Annotated in this window: 14 protein-coding genes; 1 reads left to right on the top strand and 13 read right to left on the bottom strand. The window is 65.6% G+C overall.

Annotation, left to right across the window (positions count from 1 at the left end; translation table 11 throughout):
- Window positions 1-37: 37 nt before the first annotated feature.
- The 13 genes from QXH22_RS15925 to QXH22_RS15865 form a co-directional block, all read right to left on the bottom strand.
- Window positions 38-2,971, bottom strand: coding sequence for an Rne/Rng family ribonuclease (locus QXH22_RS15925; RefSeq protein ID WP_306276266.1), 2,934 nt, complete (start codon window positions 2,969-2,971; stop codon window positions 38-40).
- A gap of 295 nt (window positions 2,972-3,266) precedes the next feature.
- On the bottom strand, window positions 3,267-3,677 hold the full coding sequence (ndk, locus tag QXH22_RS15920) for a nucleoside-diphosphate kinase (protein WP_306276265.1): 411 nt from the start codon (window positions 3,675-3,677) through the stop codon (window positions 3,267-3,269).
- Between the two features lie 172 nt (window positions 3,678-3,849).
- A complete protein-coding gene (locus QXH22_RS15915) occupies window positions 3,850-5,118 on the bottom strand; it encodes an RNA-directed DNA polymerase (RefSeq protein ID WP_306276264.1) in 1,269 nt (422 codons plus the stop codon).
- Window positions 5,119-5,137: 19 nt separating this feature from the next.
- Window positions 5,138-6,300, bottom strand: a protein-coding gene (locus tag QXH22_RS15910; protein ID WP_142283724.1) for an IS3 family transposase whose coding sequence is annotated in 2 segments (ribosomal slippage) — window positions 5,138-6,013 and window positions 6,016-6,300 — 1,161 coding nt in all. Because the reading frame shifts where the segments join, the coding sequence is not laid out codon by codon here.
- A 47-nt stretch (window positions 6,301-6,347) separates the two neighbouring features.
- A complete protein-coding gene (locus tag QXH22_RS15905) occupies window positions 6,348-6,803 on the bottom strand; it encodes a hypothetical protein (RefSeq protein ID WP_306276263.1) in 456 nt (151 codons plus the stop codon).
- A gap of 217 nt (window positions 6,804-7,020) precedes the next feature.
- On the bottom strand, window positions 7,021-7,401 hold the full coding sequence (locus QXH22_RS15900; protein WP_306244614.1) for a DUF4233 domain-containing protein: 381 nt from the start codon (window positions 7,399-7,401) through the stop codon (window positions 7,021-7,023).
- The gene (locus QXH22_RS15895) at window positions 7,398-8,837 is read right to left on the bottom strand and encodes a folylpolyglutamate synthase/dihydrofolate synthase family protein (RefSeq protein ID WP_306276262.1); all 1,440 of its coding nucleotides are present in this window, start codon (window positions 8,835-8,837) and stop codon (window positions 7,398-7,400) included. The genes QXH22_RS15900 and QXH22_RS15895 overlap by 4 nt, the downstream gene beginning before the upstream one ends.
- Window positions 8,837-11,482: a valine--tRNA ligase gene (locus QXH22_RS15890; RefSeq protein WP_306244616.1), complete on the bottom strand. Its 2,646-nt coding sequence runs from the start codon at window positions 11,480-11,482 to the stop codon at window positions 8,837-8,839. Before QXH22_RS15890 ends, QXH22_RS15895 begins: the two co-directional genes overlap by 1 nt.
- Before the next feature lie 64 nt (window positions 11,483-11,546).
- Window positions 11,547-12,182 (bottom strand): LysM peptidoglycan-binding domain-containing protein, encoded by a 636-nt coding sequence (locus QXH22_RS15885; RefSeq protein WP_306276261.1) that lies wholly within the window; start codon window positions 12,180-12,182, stop codon window positions 11,547-11,549.
- Between the two features lie 89 nt (window positions 12,183-12,271).
- Window positions 12,272-12,859 carry a DUF937 domain-containing protein gene (locus QXH22_RS15880; protein WP_306244618.1) on the bottom strand — a complete coding sequence of 196 codons (588 nt, stop codon included), beginning with the start codon at window positions 12,857-12,859 and terminating at the stop codon, window positions 12,272-12,274.
- Between the two features lie 103 nt (window positions 12,860-12,962).
- Complete coding sequence (locus tag QXH22_RS15875; RefSeq protein WP_306276260.1) at window positions 12,963-14,219, bottom strand: trans-acting enoyl reductase family protein; 1,257 nt, start codon at window positions 14,217-14,219, stop codon at window positions 12,963-12,965.
- A gap of 80 nt (window positions 14,220-14,299) precedes the next feature.
- Window positions 14,300-14,956: a heme oxygenase (biliverdin-producing) gene (locus QXH22_RS15870; RefSeq protein WP_371934235.1), complete on the bottom strand. Its 657-nt coding sequence runs from the start codon at window positions 14,954-14,956 to the stop codon at window positions 14,300-14,302.
- Between the two features lie 64 nt (window positions 14,957-15,020).
- Window positions 15,021-15,587: a TetR/AcrR family transcriptional regulator gene (locus QXH22_RS15865; RefSeq protein ID WP_306276259.1), complete on the bottom strand. Its 567-nt coding sequence runs from the start codon at window positions 15,585-15,587 to the stop codon at window positions 15,021-15,023.
- A gap of 233 nt (window positions 15,588-15,820) precedes the next feature.
- On the opposite strand from QXH22_RS15865, the gene QXH22_RS15860 reads away from it, so the two are divergent.
- Entirely contained in the window at window positions 15,821-17,188 is a 1,368-nt protein-coding gene (locus QXH22_RS15860; RefSeq protein WP_306276896.1) for a cytochrome P450, read from the top strand.
- Window positions 17,189-17,200 lie beyond the last annotated feature (12 nt).

Raw genomic sequence — 17,200 nt, 5'->3', positions numbered from 1 at the left:
GGGTCAAACCGGGCCTGGGGTTTCCAGGCTGCGGTCTTCAGTCCGCGTGAATGGGCGGCCCGGCCGGCCGTCCCGCCGCGCGGCGCCGTCGCGGCGGCGCCGAAACCTCGGCGATCACCACAGACGGGACCTCGATGGCGGCATCGCCGTCCTGGCTGTCGTCCAGGTCCTCGCCGTCGTCCAGCACGTCTTCGTCCTCGTCGTCCTCGTCGTTGAGGTCTTCGTCGTCGAGTTCGTCCACGTCCTCGTCGTCATCGTCCTCGTCGAGATCTTCGTCGTCGAGTTCGTCGGTGTCCTCGTCCTCATCGACGTCCTCATCATCGACGTCCTCGTCCTCGACGTCCTCGTCCACGTCCTCGACGTCCTCGTCCTCGACGTCGTCCTCGTCCTCGACGTCCTCGTCGGCGACGTCTTCGTCCTCGAACTCGTCGACCCCGGCCGCAACCAGCGATTCGGTCTGCTCGTCGGTCTCGGCCGTCAGCTCCTCGTCGGCCTCGCCGTTCTCGTCCTCATCGCGGGACGACGCGGCCATCGCCTTGAACATCGGGTGCTCGCCCGGGGCGTGCGTCGGGACTTTGGCCACCACGCCGTTCTCGCTCGGCTGCTCGGTTCGCGGCTTCTTCGACCGCCTGCTGCGGCGTCCGCCGGACTCGGTCTTGCGACCAATGGCCGGCGCCGAGTCGACCGGGTCGGCGTGCATCACGATGCCGCGGCCGGCGCAATGCGGGCATGACGTGGAGAACGCCTCGATCAGTCCGGTTCCCAGTCGCTTGCGGGTCAGTTGCACCAGGCCCAGCGAGGTCACCTCGGAAACCTGGTGGCGGGTGCGGTCGCGGGCCAGCGCCTCGGTGAGCCGGCGCAGCACCAGGTCGCGGTTGGACTCGAGCACCATGTCGATGAAGTCGATGACCACGATGCCGCCGATATCGCGCAACCGCAGTTGCCGCACGATCTCCTCGGCCGCTTCGAGGTTGTTCTTGGTGACGGTCTGTTCCAGGTTGCCGCCCGATCCGGTGAACTTGCCGGTGTTGACGTCGACCACCGTCATCGCTTCCGTGCGGTCGATCACCAGCGTGCCGCCCGACGGCAGCCACACTTTGCGATCCATCGCCTTGGCCAGTTGCTCGTCGATGCGATGCACCGCGAACACGTCCGGGCCGGGCTGGCCTTCCTGACCGGCCGGCTCGTACTTGGTCAGCTTCGAAACCAGGTCGGGGGCAACAGAATTCACGTATTCGTTGATCGTGCTCCAGGCCTCGTCACCGGAGACGATCAGGCCCGAGAAGTCTTCGTTGAACAGGTCCCGGATGACCTTGACCAACACATCGGGCTCTTCGTAGAGCGCCACCGCGGCGCCCGCGGCCTTCTGCTTGATCTCGGCGGCCTTGGCGTCGATCTGGTTCCAGCGCTCCTGCAACCGCGTGACATCGCCGCGGATGTCGTCCTCTTTGACGCCTTCTGATGCGGTACGGATGATCACGCCTGCGTTGGACGGGACCACCTCGCGCAGAATCTCCTTGAGGCGCTGGCGCTCGGTGTCGGGCAGCTTGCGGCTGATGCCGGTCGACGACGCCCCGGGGACGTACACCAGGTACCGGCCGGCCAGGGACACCTGCGTGGTCAGCCGGGCGCCCTTGTGTCCGACCGGGTCCTTGCTCACCTGCACGACGACGTAATCGCCGGGCTTGAGGGCCTGTTCGATCTTGCGGTCAGCTCCGCCCAGGCCGGCGGCCTCCCAGTTGACCTCACCGGCATAGAGCACGCCGTTGCGCCCGCGACCGATATCGACGAACGCGGCCTCCATCGACGGCAGCACGTTCTGCACGATGCCCAGGTAGATGTTGCCGACCAGGGACGCCGAGGCCGCCGAGGTCACGAAATGCTCGACCACGATGCCGTCTTCGAGCACGGCGATCTGGGTGTAGCGGGCGCCAGGGTGCGGCGGTTCGGTGCGCACCCGGTCGCGGACCACCATCACCCGCTCCACGGCTTCGCGCCGGGCCAGGAACTCGGCCTCGGTCAGCACCGGTGGGCGGCGGCGGCCGGCGTCGCGCCCGTCCCGGCGGCGCTGGCGCTTGGCCTCCAGCCGCGTCGAGCCGTCGATCCCCTTGATCTCGCCGGGACCGGAGTCGTCAGAGCCGGACTTGCCGCCGCTGCGCGGCGCGCGCTCGTGCACGACGGTGTTGGGCGGGTCGTCCGGTGACGGGCTGTCGTCGTTGTCGTCGCCGGAGCCGGTCTTGCGCCTCCTGCGCCGGCGGCGGCGACGGGTGGCGCCTTCGCCCGCGGTCTCTTCGTCGCCGTTCTCGTTGTCGTCGGCGTCCTCGTCGGAATCCTGGCTCTCGTCGGTGTCGTCGGCGCCGCTCTGCTCGGCCCCGGCGTTGTCACCGGCCTGGTTGTCGCCGTCGGCGCCGTTCTGCTCGCCACGCCCACGGCCGCGGCCACGGCGTCCGCGGCGCCGGCGCTTGTTGGCGGGACGGTCGGACTGGTCCTCGTCGTCGTCCGCCCCCGTGCCCTGACCGTCGGAGTCGTCGGCGTAATCGGAGTCGTCTGCCACGGTGTCGTCGGCGGCTTCGTCGTCGGTCTCGACCCGCTCGGGCAGCGGCTGGGGCGCGACGAACAGCGGCATGTAGTGCGGGCGCTCGATGACGGTCTCGTGAGTCTCGCGGATCTCCACCGTCTCCAGCATCAGCCGGGATTCGGGTTCGGCCGTCGAGTCGTCACCGCCTTCGGAGGCGGCTTCGAGCGTGTCGGGCTGGGCCGCCAGCAGGTCGCGCACGCGGACCGCGTCGACGTGGTCGACGCTGGAATGTGCGCTGCGAATCCGCCCGTCGAGAGCGGCCAGCGCGTCCAGCACCCGCCTGCTGGTGGTTCCCAGCGTCCGCGCGAGCGAATGCACCCTCAGGCGGTCGGGCAGGTCCTCACGCTCGTTCGGCTCGTCTGTGGAGTCTGAAGTTGGGGCATCGTCTACCACGAATTCTCCTCAAGCCCCCGGGCGCGTCATGTCGACGCGGCCACTCGAGGGCTTCGCTATGGGTCCGGGTTACTTCTCCCGGACTTGTGATGGTCTCGCCCCGAGCAGCCCAGGTGAGCCCACTCGGTGCCGTACTGAATGACGGCTCGACATGCTGCGCCGCACCGCGGACTGGCGGTGGTCGCGCTTGCCTGAGTCTTCATTCGGGTGTCCGACGCCAGTTCGACGACGTTCACCCGCAGTCAGTATCCCACATCACTTCCGGGGATCACGCTCCCCTTCGGCGCGGCCCCGCTCAGATGCCCGGAAACCAGAGTTCGATCTCGCGCTGGGCCGATTCGGCGGAGTCGGACCCGTGCACCAGATTGAACTGGGTCTCCAGGCCGAAATCGCCGCGAATGGTCCCGGGCGTGGCCTTTTCCACCGGGTCGGTGCCACCGGCGAGCTGCCGGAACGCGGCGATCGCCCGCGTTCCCACCACGACGGCCGCCACCACCGGTCCCGAGGTGATGAATTCGAGCAGCGAACCGAAGAACGGCTTGCCGTCGTGCTCGGCGTAATGGCGGCGGGCCAGGTCCTCTCCGACAGTCCTGAGCTCCAGCGCTGCGATATTGAGGCCTTTGCGCTCGATGCGGCTGAGTATCTCGCCAATCAACTGGCGCTCCACGCCGTCGGGCTTGATCAATACGAGGGTCCGTTCGGTCACGGTGCACAGAGTAGAGGTCGGAGGACCCAGACCCAAGCCGGGATCAGTTAGGGGACCTGCGGTAGAGCCATATCGTCGGACTTGACCGCAACTGCCATGCCCATCAATCAACACCCTAGTTCGTCAACTAGAGGCCAAACAGGAACAGCAAGACTTCGTCGAATCACAGATGTCAACCACCCGCGACTGCTGCCTGCTGCAACGCGTTGGCGACTCGGTGGAGTACGACATCGGCGATTGGATCCGACTTCATTGAGTCGCAGAAGGCTTCAGCCCACACAGCTCCTTCGGTCCGTGCCACTACTGCCGCAGCAGCAGTAAGATCCGCGCGGACAGAGTTTGGTGCACGATTCCAGACACGAAGTAGCAGCTTGTGATCTAGCTTGCGAACCTGCGCAAGTAGCCGGACGGCCTCCGCTCTGGCCAACCAAGAGGCGTCCTCGTCGTGTGCTACATCGACAATTACCTCCAGCGCCGCTCCAAAGTGCGTAAACCTCGTTGATTCCGCAACTCTGCGTAAGACGGCCATTAGCCACGCCTGCTGCCATCCCGTGAGGTATCCAGAGGTAAGCGCCTTCACGCTGGCCGTTTCAACTCGCTGCGGATAGCTTGTCGCAAGGCCACTGAGGTACGTGGCGACCAGCGCGGTTTTGTCGGGAAACCGGCCGACGAGCATTGGTGCGGACTCGATCGCATCGGGCAGCTTCTTGGCGAGGAGGATCGTCATCGCTGTCGACACAAGCCCGTGAAATTCGTCTTCAGCCAAAGCCGAAGGCCCAGAACCTGGCATACGTCTCATCGCTTCGCTAAACGATCCCACAGCCACGGTGACCTGATCCGGTTGAAGATGAGTGCTCAGTTTCTCAGCTAGTTCCTCCAAGCTAATCGTGCGGTGATAAAAGAGCGCCCACAACGTCTCTACGCCGAGGTCGGCTCCCTCGACAAGTCGTTCGATCTCGTCGTCAGATGCGTCACTCAATGCCTCCTTCCGTTCCTTCAAGATCCTGCCGTGCACACCCTTGCGAGTGGCCTCGACAGCCCCGAGTTGCGTGACGTATGTATTGCGATGAAGAACTCGGGATTTGTCAGAGTTAATGAGCAACCTCACTGAACGAAGTTGGCTCTCCAATCGGTGAATTGCGCGGCGCCCATCATCATGCGTGGCTACGGCTATCCGGATGTCATCGCCATGCCGGCGGTAATCGAAACCGTTCCTGAGCATCTCCGCATCGACAGCGCTGAGGTAAGCCGTCGCCAGGACGTCGCTTGTTGCAATACCTTGAGGCAATCCACGAGGCCCGCCCATCACTTGACCGAGAAAATCGATCAGCGCCCCAATCACATCGACTCTCCCGGTCAGCCTGACCAAGATGTCCTGGAGGACGGCGTGATCTATAGATTCATAGAATCCCGTGACGTCGGAACGGAGGGTCTGCTGCACGATCAGGTGACAGTTTCGGTCACGCGGCCTGACTGGCCGGTGTGGTCATGATTGCTTCGAATTCGATCGGGGTCAACCGCCCGAGGCCGGACTGGCGGCGGCGCCGGTGGTAGGTGCGCTCGATCCAGGTGACGATCGCGATGCGGAGTTGTTCTCGGGTGTCCCAGCGGCGGCGGTCGAGCACGTTCTTCTGCAGCAGGCTAAAGAAGCTCTCGATGGCGGCGTTGTCGCCGGCGGCTCCGACACGGCCCATAGAGCCGACCATCTCGTGTTGATTCAAGGCGTGTACGAATTTCCTTGACCGGAACTGAGATCCGCGATCCGAGTGCAGAATGCACCCCGCGACATCTCCGCGTCGGGCTACCGCGCTGTGTAGTGCCCGGATGGCCAGTTGTGACTTCATTCGGGAGTCGATGCTGTAGCCGACGATCCGGTTGGAGAACACGTCCTTAATCGCACAGAGGTAGAGCTTGCCCTCACCGGTGCGGTGCTCAGTGATGTCACTGAGCCACAACTGATTTGGCCCTTCAGCGGTGAAGTCACGCTCGACAAGATCGTCGTGCACCGGCGGCCCGACTTTGCCGTTCTTGCCGCGTTTCTTACCAAACACGCTCCACAGTCGATTCTGCGAGCAGATCCGCCATGCGGTGCGCTCGGCCATCGGCTCGCCGGCATCGCGCGCCTCCTCCACGAGGTAGCGGTAGCCGAACTCCGGATCGTCTGCGTGCGCGTCGAACAGCGCATTGGCGCGGTAGGCCTCGATGAGTTCGGCCTCGGTGATGGGGTCGGCCAGCCAGCGGTAATACGGTTGGCGGGAGAGCTTGAGTACCCGGCACGTCACCGCGACGGGGATCCCGTCGGCGGCGAGCTCTTTCACGAGCGGGTAGACCCTTTTCCCGGCAGATTGGCCTGCGATAAATACGCTGCGGCCCGGCGCAGCACCTCGTTCTCTTGCTCTAGCAGTTTGATCCGCCGTCGGGCTTCGCGCAGCTCACCGGACTCGCTGGCGCTCTTGCCGGGCTTGGTGCCTTCGTCGATGTCGGCCTGACGGAGCCATTTCTGCAGCGTCATCGGGTGCACTCCGAAATCGGTGGCGATCTGCTCGATCGTTACACCGTCATCGCGGTTGCGAGCGACCCGGACGACGTCGTCGCGGAACTCGCGGGGGTAGGGCCTTGCCATGGGGACATCCTTCCAGCCCGCCCATGCTGGGCAAGCCAACTCAGATGTCACCTATTCGTGCAGCAGACCCGGACGATGTAATCGTTGCCGCCTTGTTGTGATAACGCCTCGAACTCACGCCAACGTTTGTCCATCTCAAAGCCGCGTGGCCAGAAAACCACTCCGTCGGATACGAGCCCTCGCTCGATCCGAGACCGCAACGGCTCGACAAGCGCTTCATACACAACCCGGTCAATTAAGTTCATTAGCGCTGCGGGTCGTGTCGCATACTTTGGCTTCGTCACCGGGACAGTAACTGCGGTCTCCGGTTCATATCGACCACTGATCAGCGAATGCTCGATGGCGCGCACGAAACGCTCTCCAACCGCTCCACCGACCTTATCGTCAGGTCGCGGCGGCAACAGATCATTGGGCTGCAGCGCCGACAGCGCTTGATCTATCTTCAACTTGTCCGCTACGGCCGAATAACTGTCCATGCCACCCGGTGGATTACTGCGCGCCATCGGAACATTCTCCCAAGTCGCCGGCCTCGTTACTGTGAGCACTTAGGACGACCTCGTACCGTCACCGTCAGGCGGGGACTGAGTTCTTCAATCGAGAATGATGGACTCGCAGCCGAACAACTGAGCCTGCGGTGCGAGCATCGATTCTGCGCTCAGGGCTACCCGGCGGCCCTTGTCCCCGCCCTGGCCGCAGTTTCGACGAACCGGGCGAAATGCGTCACACCGAGGGCGGCGGCGTCCAGCGTTCCTGCCGCCGCCGGACCTCGGCGCGCAAATAGGCGATCAGCCCCCACACCGCGGTGAACAGCAGGCCCATCAGACCGACGGCCGGATACACCAGAAACCCGGCGACGAGTATCAGCTGAGCACCGAGGTTGACCCAGATCGCCCATGGCCGGCGTTGCAGTCCGGTCAGCACGACCAGCAGTACGGCGAATCCGATCAGGTAACCCAGTGACGCGCCGCTGAAGCCGCCGCCGACGACGCCCACCACCGGGATCGCCAGCAACACCACGATCACCTCGAGGATCAGCGTTCCGGCCATCACCCCGGCGAAGCTCTTCCACGGGTCGGGCGGCGGTGCCGCGTCTTCGGTCATTGCGGATCACGACCGAACAAGGTGCGGGCGGCGCCGGCGGTGACGACCGAACCGGTGATGACAATGCCTGTGCCGGAGAACATCTCGCCTTCCTGATCGGCTGCGTCGACCAGTGCCGTCGCGGTGTCGATAGCGTCGCGCAGCGTATCGGCGGGGATCACCCGGTCGGGCCCGAACCGCTCCTGCGCCGCCGCAGCCAGCGCCTCGACATCGAGCGCACGGGGCGAACCGTTGTGGGTGACGACGACCGAGTCGAACACCGGTTCCAGTGCGGCGAGGATGCCGTCCACGTCTTTGTCGGCCAGCACCGCGAGCACCCCCACCAGGGTGCGGAACTCGAACTCGTCGGTCAGCGTCTGCGCCAGTGCGGCCGCGCCGGCGGGGTTGTGCGCGGCGTCGATGAACACGGTGGGGGCGCTGCGCATGCGCTCCAACCGCCCGGGGCTGGTCACGGCGGCGAATCCGGCGCGCACGGCGTCCACGTCCAGCTGACGCTGCGCGCCCGCCCCGAAGAACGCCTCCACCGCGGCCAGCGCCAGCGCCGCGTTGTGCGCCTGGTGTTCGCCGTGCAACGGCAGGTAGATGTCGGGGTACACCCCGCCGAGGCCCTGTAGCTGCAGCAACTGGCCGCCGATGGCCACCTGACGGCCGAGCACGGCGAACTCGGAGTCCTGCCGGGCGACCGCGGCGTCGGCACGCACCGTCTGGGCGAGCAGCACGTCCATCACCTCGGGACTCTGGCGCCCGATCACCGCGACGGTGTCCGGCGCTCCTTCCGGGGCCCGGGTGATGATGCCCGCCTTTTCCCTGGCGATCCCGGCGATATCGGCGCCCAGGTAATCGACGTGGTCGACGCTGATCGGGGTGATGACGGCCACCGGCGCGTTCAGCACGTTGGTGGCGTCCCAGCTGCCGCCCATGCCGACCTCGACGATGGCCACGTCGACCGGGGCATCGGCGAACGCCGCGAACGCCATCGCGGTGAGCACCTCGAACTTGCTCATCGCTGGCCCCCCGTCAGCCTGCGACTGCTGGTCGACCATGTGCACGAACGGCTCGATCTCCCGATACACGTCCACGTACCGCGCCGGCGTGATCGGCTCGCCGTCGATCGAGATGCGTTCGACCGCCGACTGCAGGTGCGGACTGGTGGTTCGGCCGGTGCGCTGCTGCAACGCGGTGACCAGCGCGTCGATCATCCGCGCGACCGAAGTCTTGCCGTTGGTGCCGGCGATGTGGATCGACGGATAGCTCAGCTGCGGCGACCCGAGTAGGTCCATCAGGGCGCTGATCCGGGTCAGGCTCGGCTCGATGCGCGTCTCCGGCCAGCGCTGGTCCAGCAGATGTTCCACCTGCAGCAGGGCCGCGATCTCGTCCGGCGTCGGACCCAGGCTGGTGCCCGCTTCCCAATCCTGCGATTCCGAACTCTCAGACATCAGCGCAGCGCCGCCAATTTGGCGGTGATCCGGTCGGTCTCTTCCTGAGCCACCTGTTGGCGGGCGCGGATCTTGTCGACGACGGCTTCGGGCGCCTTGGCCAGGAAGTCGGCGTTGCCGAGCTTGGCCGCGGTGGAGGCCAGTTCCTTCTGCGCGGCGGCCAGGTCCTTTTCCAGCCGCCGGCGTTCGGCCGCCACGTCGATGGTGCCCGAGGTGTCGAGTTCGACGACGACAGTCGCGGTGCTCAGGCGGACCTCGAGAGACGCCGACGCGCTGAAGTCGTCACCCGGTTCGGTCAGCCAGGCCAGCGACGTCACGGCGGGAACCTGATTGTTCAGATCGGCGTCATCGATACCGACCAACCGGGCCGGCACCTTCTGCCGGTCGGCCAGGCCCTGATCGCTGCGGAACCGGCGCACCTCGGTCACCAACTTCTGCATGTCGGTGATCCGTTGCGCGGCAACCGGATCCAGCGTGATGCCGGAGGGTTTGGGCCAGTCGGCGATCACCAGCGACTCCTGGCCGGTGAGCGCCTGCCACAGCGCCTCGGTGATGAACGGGATCACCGGGTGCAGCAGCCGCAGCAGGGTGTCCAGGCCGGCGGCGAGCACCGCGGTGGTGCCCGAAAGCCCCTGGGCGAGCTGCGTTTTCGCCAGCTCGACATACCAGTCGCAGAACTCGTCCCAGGCGAAGTGGTAGAGCGCCTCGCAGGCGCGGCTGAACTCGTAGCTGTCGAAGGCCGCATCGACCTCGGCGCGCACCTCTTCCAGCCGGCCCAGCACCCAGCGGTCGGCGTCGGTGAGTTCGTCGGGAAGTGGGGCCAGGGCCGCGCCGTTCATCAGCGCGTACCTGGTCGCGTTGAACAGTTTGGTGCCGAAGTTGCGCGACGCCCGCACGGCGTCCTCGCCGATGGCCAGGTCGCCGCCCGGACTGGCGCCGCGGGCCAGGGTGAAACGCAGCGCGTCGGCCCCGAACTTGTCCATCCATTCCAGCGGGTCGATGACGTTGCCCTTGGACTTGCTCATCTTGCGACCGAACTCGTCGCGGATGAGCCCGTGCAGGAACACGTCGGTGAACGGCACCTGCGGGCCCCGGCGGCCGTCGAGGGTGATGGCGTCGTCGCCGCCGACGTAGGTGCCGAACATCATCATCCGGGCCACCCAGAAGAACAGGATGTCGTAGCCGGTGACGAGAACGCTTGTCGGATAGAACTTCTCCAGCGCCGCAGTCTTCGACGGCCAGCCCAGGGTGGAGAACGGCCACAAGGCCGAAGAGAACCAGGTGTCCAGCACGTCGCTGTCCTGCTCCCACCCGTCCGGCGGGGTGTCGTCGGGACCGACGCACACCATTTCCCCGTTGGGCCCGTACCAGATCGGGATGCGGTGGCCCCACCACAGCTGGCGCGAGATGCACCAGTCGTGCATGTCATCCACCCAGGCGAACCAGCGCGGTTCCAGGCTGGCCGGGTGGATCACGGTGTCGCCGTTGCGCACCGCGTCCCCGGCGGCCTTGGCCATCGATTCCACCCGGACCCACCATTGCAGCGACAGCCGGGGTTCGATCGGCTCCCCGCTGCGCTCGGAGTGCCCGACGCTGTGCAGGTAGGGCCGCTTCTCCTCGACGACCCGGCCCTGGGCGGCAAGGGCTTCCCGCACCTTCACCCGGGCCTCGAACCGGTCCATGCCGTCGAATTGCGTTCCGGTGTCCGCGATCCGGCCCTTGGTGTCCATGATCGAGGGCATCGGCAGCTGGTGGCGCATCCCGATCTCGAAGTCGTTGGGATCGTGCGCGGGGGTGACTTTGACTGCGCCGGTACCGAATTCGGGATCGACGTGTTCGTCGGCGACCACGATCATCTCGCGATCGACGAAGGGGTGCGGCAGTCTGGTGCCGACCAGGTCGCGGTACCGGTCGTCGTCGGGGTGCACCGCGATGGCGGTGTCGCCCAGCATGGTCTCCACCCGGGTCGTCGCGACCACGATGTGCGGTTCAGCGTCGTCGAGCGAGCCGTACCGGAACGACACCAGCTCGCCTTCGACATCCTGGTAGTTGACCTCGAGGTCGGAGATCGCCGTCTCCAGCACCGGCGACCAGTTGACCAGCCGTTCCGCCTGATAGATCAGGCCGTCGTCGTACAGGCGCTTGAAGATCGTCCGCACCGCCCGCGACAGGCCCTCGTCCATGGTGAAGCGGTCCCGGCTCCAGTCGACGCCGTCCCCGAGCCGGCGCATCTGGCCGCCGATCGCGCCACCGGACTCGCGCTTCCAGTCCCAGACCTTCTCGACGAACAGCTCCCGGCCGAAGTCCTCCTTGGTCTTGCCGTCGACCGCCAGCTGCTTTTCCACCACACTCTGGGTGGCGATGCCGGCGTGGTCCATGCCCGGCTGCCACAGCACCTCGTAGCCCTGCATGCGCTTACGCCGGGTCAGCGCATCCATCATGGTGTGCTCGAGCGCGTGGCCCATGTGCAGGCTGCCCGTGACATTCGGCGGCGGGAGCACGATGGAGTACGCCGGCTTGGTGCTCTCGGGATCCGCGGTGAAGTAGCCGGCATCTACCCAGTTCTGGTAGATCGCGCCCTCCATCGCGGCCGGATCCCAGGACTTGGGCAACTGGTCATCGACGGGGCGGGGGCTGGCGGTCACCGGTCAATTCTAGGAACCGCCAGCCGCGCCCGTGTAAGGGCCTGAACCCGCAGGTGAAAACCGACTACGGGATGGTGAGCACCTGGCCGGGGTGGATCAGGTCGGGGTTGGGGATCCCGCTGGCGTCGGCGATGACCTGATACTTGCTGCCGTCGCCGTAGAACCGCTCCGCGATCGCCCACAGAGTGTCGCCGGACTCGACGGTGTAGGTGCGTGCGGCGGGCTCGGGTTCGGCCGGCGGGGCTTCGGGTGCCGGCTCGGCCTGCCCTTCGGCGACAGCGTTCTCCGCCGGCTCATCGGATCCCCACCAGCCCGAACTCGAGCCGGACTTCTCCGCCTCGGCCACAGGCTCGGGCGGCGGCGGTCCGTCGGTCTCGGTCTTGGTCGACCACGCGGGCCCGTCGGCGGCGTACAGCACCAGATTCCGGTCGTCCTGCAGGACGAGCTGGACCTGCTTCTTACCCTTGGTGTCGCTGTGCCACACCGGCTTGTCGGCGGTGTAGAGCACGAAATTGCCGTCGGTCTGCACCTCGGCGCGCACCACATCCTGGCCGTTGGTCGAGGTCGCCCAAATCGGCTTGCCCCATACGGCCAGCACCAGGTTGCCGTCGTCCTGCAAGGTCAGCGTGTAGGCACCGTTATTCGACGTCAGGGACTCGCCCTTCACCAGCTTCTGACCTTCGGTGAGCCTGTCTGCCATGAGCTTTCCTCTCCATCACTCTCAATTACCGGACTTGATGACGCGACCGAGCCAGACTTGCGCTCGACGCAATTGTGTTGTGGCGCAGGTTATTTCTTGCCGCCGAGCAGGCCGCCGAGAATGTCGCCGAGACCACCGCCCTTGCCGCCCAGCACACTGCCCAGAATGCCGCCCAGCGACTTGTCGTTGCCACCGCCCAGGATGCTGCCCAGGATGTCCCCCAACCCGCCGCCGGAGCTGCGTTGCTGCGAGGCGGGAGCCTCGGCCGGTGCACCGGAATTGAGTTGTTTTCCGATGTAGGCCAACACTATTGGCAACACGATAGGCAATAGTTGCTTGAGCAGATCACTGTTTCCGGCGCCGCCACCGGCCAGAGCGGCGGCGACTTCGTCGGTGTCCTTGCCGCCGAAGAGGGTCGCGACCGCCTGGTGTCCGTCGTTCTCGTCGACGTGCTCGACACCGCCGCCGGCATCGAGCAGTCCACGGGCGGCGTGGCCGCTGGCGGCATCCTCGATCTTGCTGGCGTGCTCGGGATCCTGCGACGTGTGTTGCAATCCGCTGAGCAGCACCGGAACCAGCGTATGCACCGCCTTCTCGACTTCGCCCTGATCAGCCCCCAGCTTCGACGCGATGCTCGAAGTGGGAATTTGCTGATAAAGATCGTCGAGACCGGCCATCGTGATCCACCTTCGTTGCTGGGATGGGAGGCGAGCAGCTACGACACTAGACCCAGCGGGAGCGGATCAACACCCTTTGATCAGGCGGATTTCAACTGGCCCGTCAATTTAACCGTTCGGTCCGTAGCTCGATACCTGCCTGTGGGAACCGGGCCAGCAGCGCGTCACCCATCGCCGCCGCCGGGGTCAGCACGCCATGCAGGTCAGAGAGCTTGTCGCGGTCTTTGGCCAGGGCGAGGCCGCACTCCCCCAGCATCACCGAGGTGGCCTTGTAACCGGGGTCGCCACGCTGTTCCATGCGCGCCACGTAGCGGGCGCCGGAGGTCGTGGTGGTGTACGTCTCCACCTTGTAGTAGCCGCGCTCGCGGGCCTGGGCGCTCGGCCCGCTCCCTGATTTGGGCAGCACCCGTTCCAGCCACCCGCTGGGCACCCGGTTGAGGAAGCGACTGCCCGCGGCGAAGAACGCACCGGTGAACCCGGTCATGACGGCTGAGGCGACGGGCGCCAACGGCGAGGACCCCACACTCATGGTTTCGGTGTAGCGGAACGTGCGACCATAGGCCCAATTCATCAGTGAATTACTGCGCCGAACGATCCGGGTGTTGGAGGGCGCCATAGGAAACGCGGCCGTCCACAGGCCGGCCAGTTCCGGCGCGATCCGACCACCGCGACGCAGGGTGAGGTCGGGTTGTGCCCCCAGCTCAGGCTCGGCAGCGCGGTCGGTGCTCAAGGTGTAGGGATCGGCCATCTGACGGCGGACATCGGGGTCTTCCGCGGCGGTGCGCATGATTTCCACGCCGGAGGCGATGGTTCCCCCGGATGCCCCGCCCCGCATGGACCTGACGACGTAATTCGTCTCGGTCAGCTCACCCGCGCCGTCGTCGTGCGCGGCACGGTACAGCGCGTAGACGGTCAGGTCCGACGGAACGGAGTCGAACCCGCAGGCGTGCACGATGCGCGCACCGGTGTCGGCGGCCTGCTTGTGGTAGAGGTCGATACTGTCGCGCACGAAGTTCGCCTCACCAGTCAGGTCGGCGTAGTCGGTGCCGGCCGCGGCACACGCCGCCACCAGGGGCAGCCCGTAGCGGGTGTAGGGACCCACGGTGGTGATGACGACCCGGGTGCGTGCGGCCATCTCTTTGAGCGACGACTCGGAGGTGGCGTCGGCGGCGATCAACGGCCAGTCCTGGGCGCCGGGTCCCAACGTCTTTTGGACCGCTTCCAGGCGTTCTCTTGACCTGCCGGCCAGCGCGATTCGCGCGTCTCCCCCTGCCCGGGCGAGATATTCGGCGGTCAGCTTCCCCACGAAGCCCGTTGCCCCATAGACGATGATGTCGAATTCGCGTGGCGTGTCGGTCACCGTCCCGACGCTACCCGCGCGCACCGCGACATCGGGCTACGGCCCGGCAAGTCTGGACAACGGGGTGCGCGTTAGGGACCTCAAGGCCGGCGTCGGTATGCGGGCAGGCTCTGGGCCAGCTCGTCGAACAACGCTTGGTTCAGCCCGAACGCGACCTTCACCTCGTTGACGGTGCGATCCATCGCATCGGCATCGAGGCTGAGGCCGTCCAGGCGGGCGCGGTAGGAATCCTTAAAAGGCTTGGCCCGCATCGGGAAGTCGTAGAACGCCAAGCCGGATCCGTCAAGACCGTACGTGCGGTTGAGGATCTTGCCTATGATCTGGCCACCGGAGAGATCACCGAGGTAGCGCGTGTAGTGGTGGGCCACCAGCGCACCTCCCCATGTCGCGTCGGTGATCCGGTCGCGGTATGCGTCAACGGCTGGCGAGACGACCTCGCGCGCGCCGCCCGGCAACCAGTGGTCCAAGTCGGCATCGATGGCCGGCAGGCGCTCCAGCGCCGGGTCGAAGACTGCGGCGACCAGCGGGTCGTCGCTATGGATCCGGATGGCGGTTTCCAGTGCACCGTAAACTGCGCGCAACCGCAGCAGGTAGTCGGCGTAGCCCCGTTCGTTCACTCGACCGGCAAGAAGTTCCGATACGAACGGTGAGTGCTCCGCCGCGGCATGCTCGGTCATCGAGCCCTCTTTCATCGCGACAGATAAAGGCCGGACGGCTTCAGCGACACTCGGCGACACGGGCGACTCCTTCGATAGATCGGCCACTATAATGACAACATGTCAAAACGATCTTGACAGTATGTCAGAAAGTAACGCCGAGCGCACGAAGCACGAACCGTTCGACAGCCACCCCGGGTAGATCCCGGGGCGCGAGGCAGGCATGGATCAGCGATATCGTCGCGCTCTCGTCCTCGAACGTGTAAATGCCCTGGGCGACACCGGCATTCAAAATGTCCCGCAGAACGTTTTCGATGGCCACGATGTGACCGCGGATGGCGTGCAGCGCGCCCTGCGACAGGGCGCCGTAAAGCTGCGGGCCCAAACCGATGTGAAATTTCTGGCCGGCATCAAGCTGATGGCGCATGTAGATCGTGAGGCGGTCGACCGGATCGTCGACACCGGCCAGGAGGGCCCGGAGTCCGTCGATGTAGCTGCTCGTTTCCTGGGTTGCGAACGCAACCACCACCGTTTCCTTGTCCGGAAAATGGTGATAGATGGCCGTGCGCCCGATGCCTGCCGCAGCGGCGAGTTTGGCCATGGTGATCGCGTCGAAGCTCTGCTCGGCCATCAGCGAGACGAAAGCGTCGAAGACGCGCCGTTGCACCTGCTCGCGATGCTGCTCCACGGATGCGGCAGTGATCTTGGGCACGCCGTGACTGTAACTCCGACCTGGCGCCTACCCCGTGCTTGAATAAGTTAGGTAACCCTAACGAGAGGACGTGGAGCACGGTGACCGCTGCGGAGGAGCCGGTTTTTCAACAGCCCAATAGGGAGACCACCCAACAGGTAGGGCCCAAGAGCCCTCGGTCGACCGGTCGGCGCAGTGTCTTCACGGCCTTGCGGCAAGACCCGCTCTGGCCAACCCGACTGTCGGTGCCCACGATGATGGGTGCCGCGCGGGGCTACGGCCGTCCCACACCGCTGCCGCCGGGGCCGAGAGGGTTGCCGATCGTCGGTTCCTTCTTCCAGTTGCGTCGGGATCCCTTTGCGCTGATGAGGCGCGGGGCTGCAGACTACGGCGACATCTTCCGCATTCCGATGCCGTTCCTGGACTTGGTCGCAGTAACTCATCCGGACCTGCTGCACGAATTCATGGACGATCCGGACGGGCGCTACAGCCGATACAGTCCGGTCGGTCCCCTGCTGACCCTCATCGGGGCCAACAGCATCATGCTCGAAGGCCCCAAGTTGCGGGAGCGCCGGCGGATGCTGATGCCGATGTTCACGCGCAGGCACCTGGTGACGATGGCCGACATTTTCTGTCGGGAGTTCGACGAACGGCTCGACCGATGGTCGTCACTGGCCGGAACCGGACAGTCGGTTGATCTGCAGCAGGAAATCTCGCTGGCAACGTTGAAAGTCTATCTGCGGGCGCTGTTCTCAACCTCGATCGACGACTGTGAGTTGCGTCGGCTGGATGCTGATATGCGGGCGATCACCGGCTTGCTCGGCCTGACCACATTGATGGTGCCATTTCCCAATCTGCTTCCGCGACAAGGAAGATCAAGCCTGTTTCCGGCCCTGGCACGGATCTACCGGTTCGTCGGGCAGCTCATCAAAGATCGCCGGGCTCACCCGCTTGACACGCCGGATTTCCTCGATACGTTGCTGGACGCCAGATACGAGGACGGCTCACCAATCTCTCGGCCGGACCTCGCCGCCGAAATCGTCGGTCTGCTGGGTGGCGCCTACGACCCGACCGGCGCAGCCCTCACGTGGACTGTCGCGCTCTTGCTGAAGAACCCCGATCAATTGGCGAAGCTGTACGAGGAAATCGAGGCACTTGACGGGGCGCTGCCCACCTACGACGACGTGGGTCGGCTTAATTGGGCGCGGGCATGCTTCGACGAGGGCCAGCGGATGCAGGGACACCCGTTCTTTCCCCGGTTCTGCATGGCCGACAACGAACTTGGCGGCTATCGGCTACCCAAGCTCACCCTCGTGGGAGCTAGCATGTCGGTGGTGCACCGCGATCCGCGGTGGTGGCCGGACCCCGACCGATACGACCCGGGCCGATTCATTGACCCCGACCAGGTGCGGGCGCGACCACGGCTTGCGTTCATGCCTTTCAGTTCCGGGCAGCACTTCTGCCTGGGTACCACGATGGCGTACATGGCCGCTCAGTTCTTCCTGACCATCCTCTTTCAGCGGTATCGACTGAGCCTGCCCGAGGGATGGCAACCGGAATCCCGCTTCACCTTCTCGGTGACTCTGCGAGACGGCCTTCCAGTCTGCTTGTCCAGGGCCTAGTGCATCGCCGGA

This window comes from Mycobacterium sp. TY814 (genome assembly GCF_030755175.1).
Lineage (GTDB): Bacteria > Actinomycetota > Actinomycetes > Mycobacteriales > Mycobacteriaceae > Mycobacterium.
The sequence above is the reverse complement of the archived record's forward strand: the minus strand, read 5'-3'. Positions and strand labels throughout refer to the sequence as shown.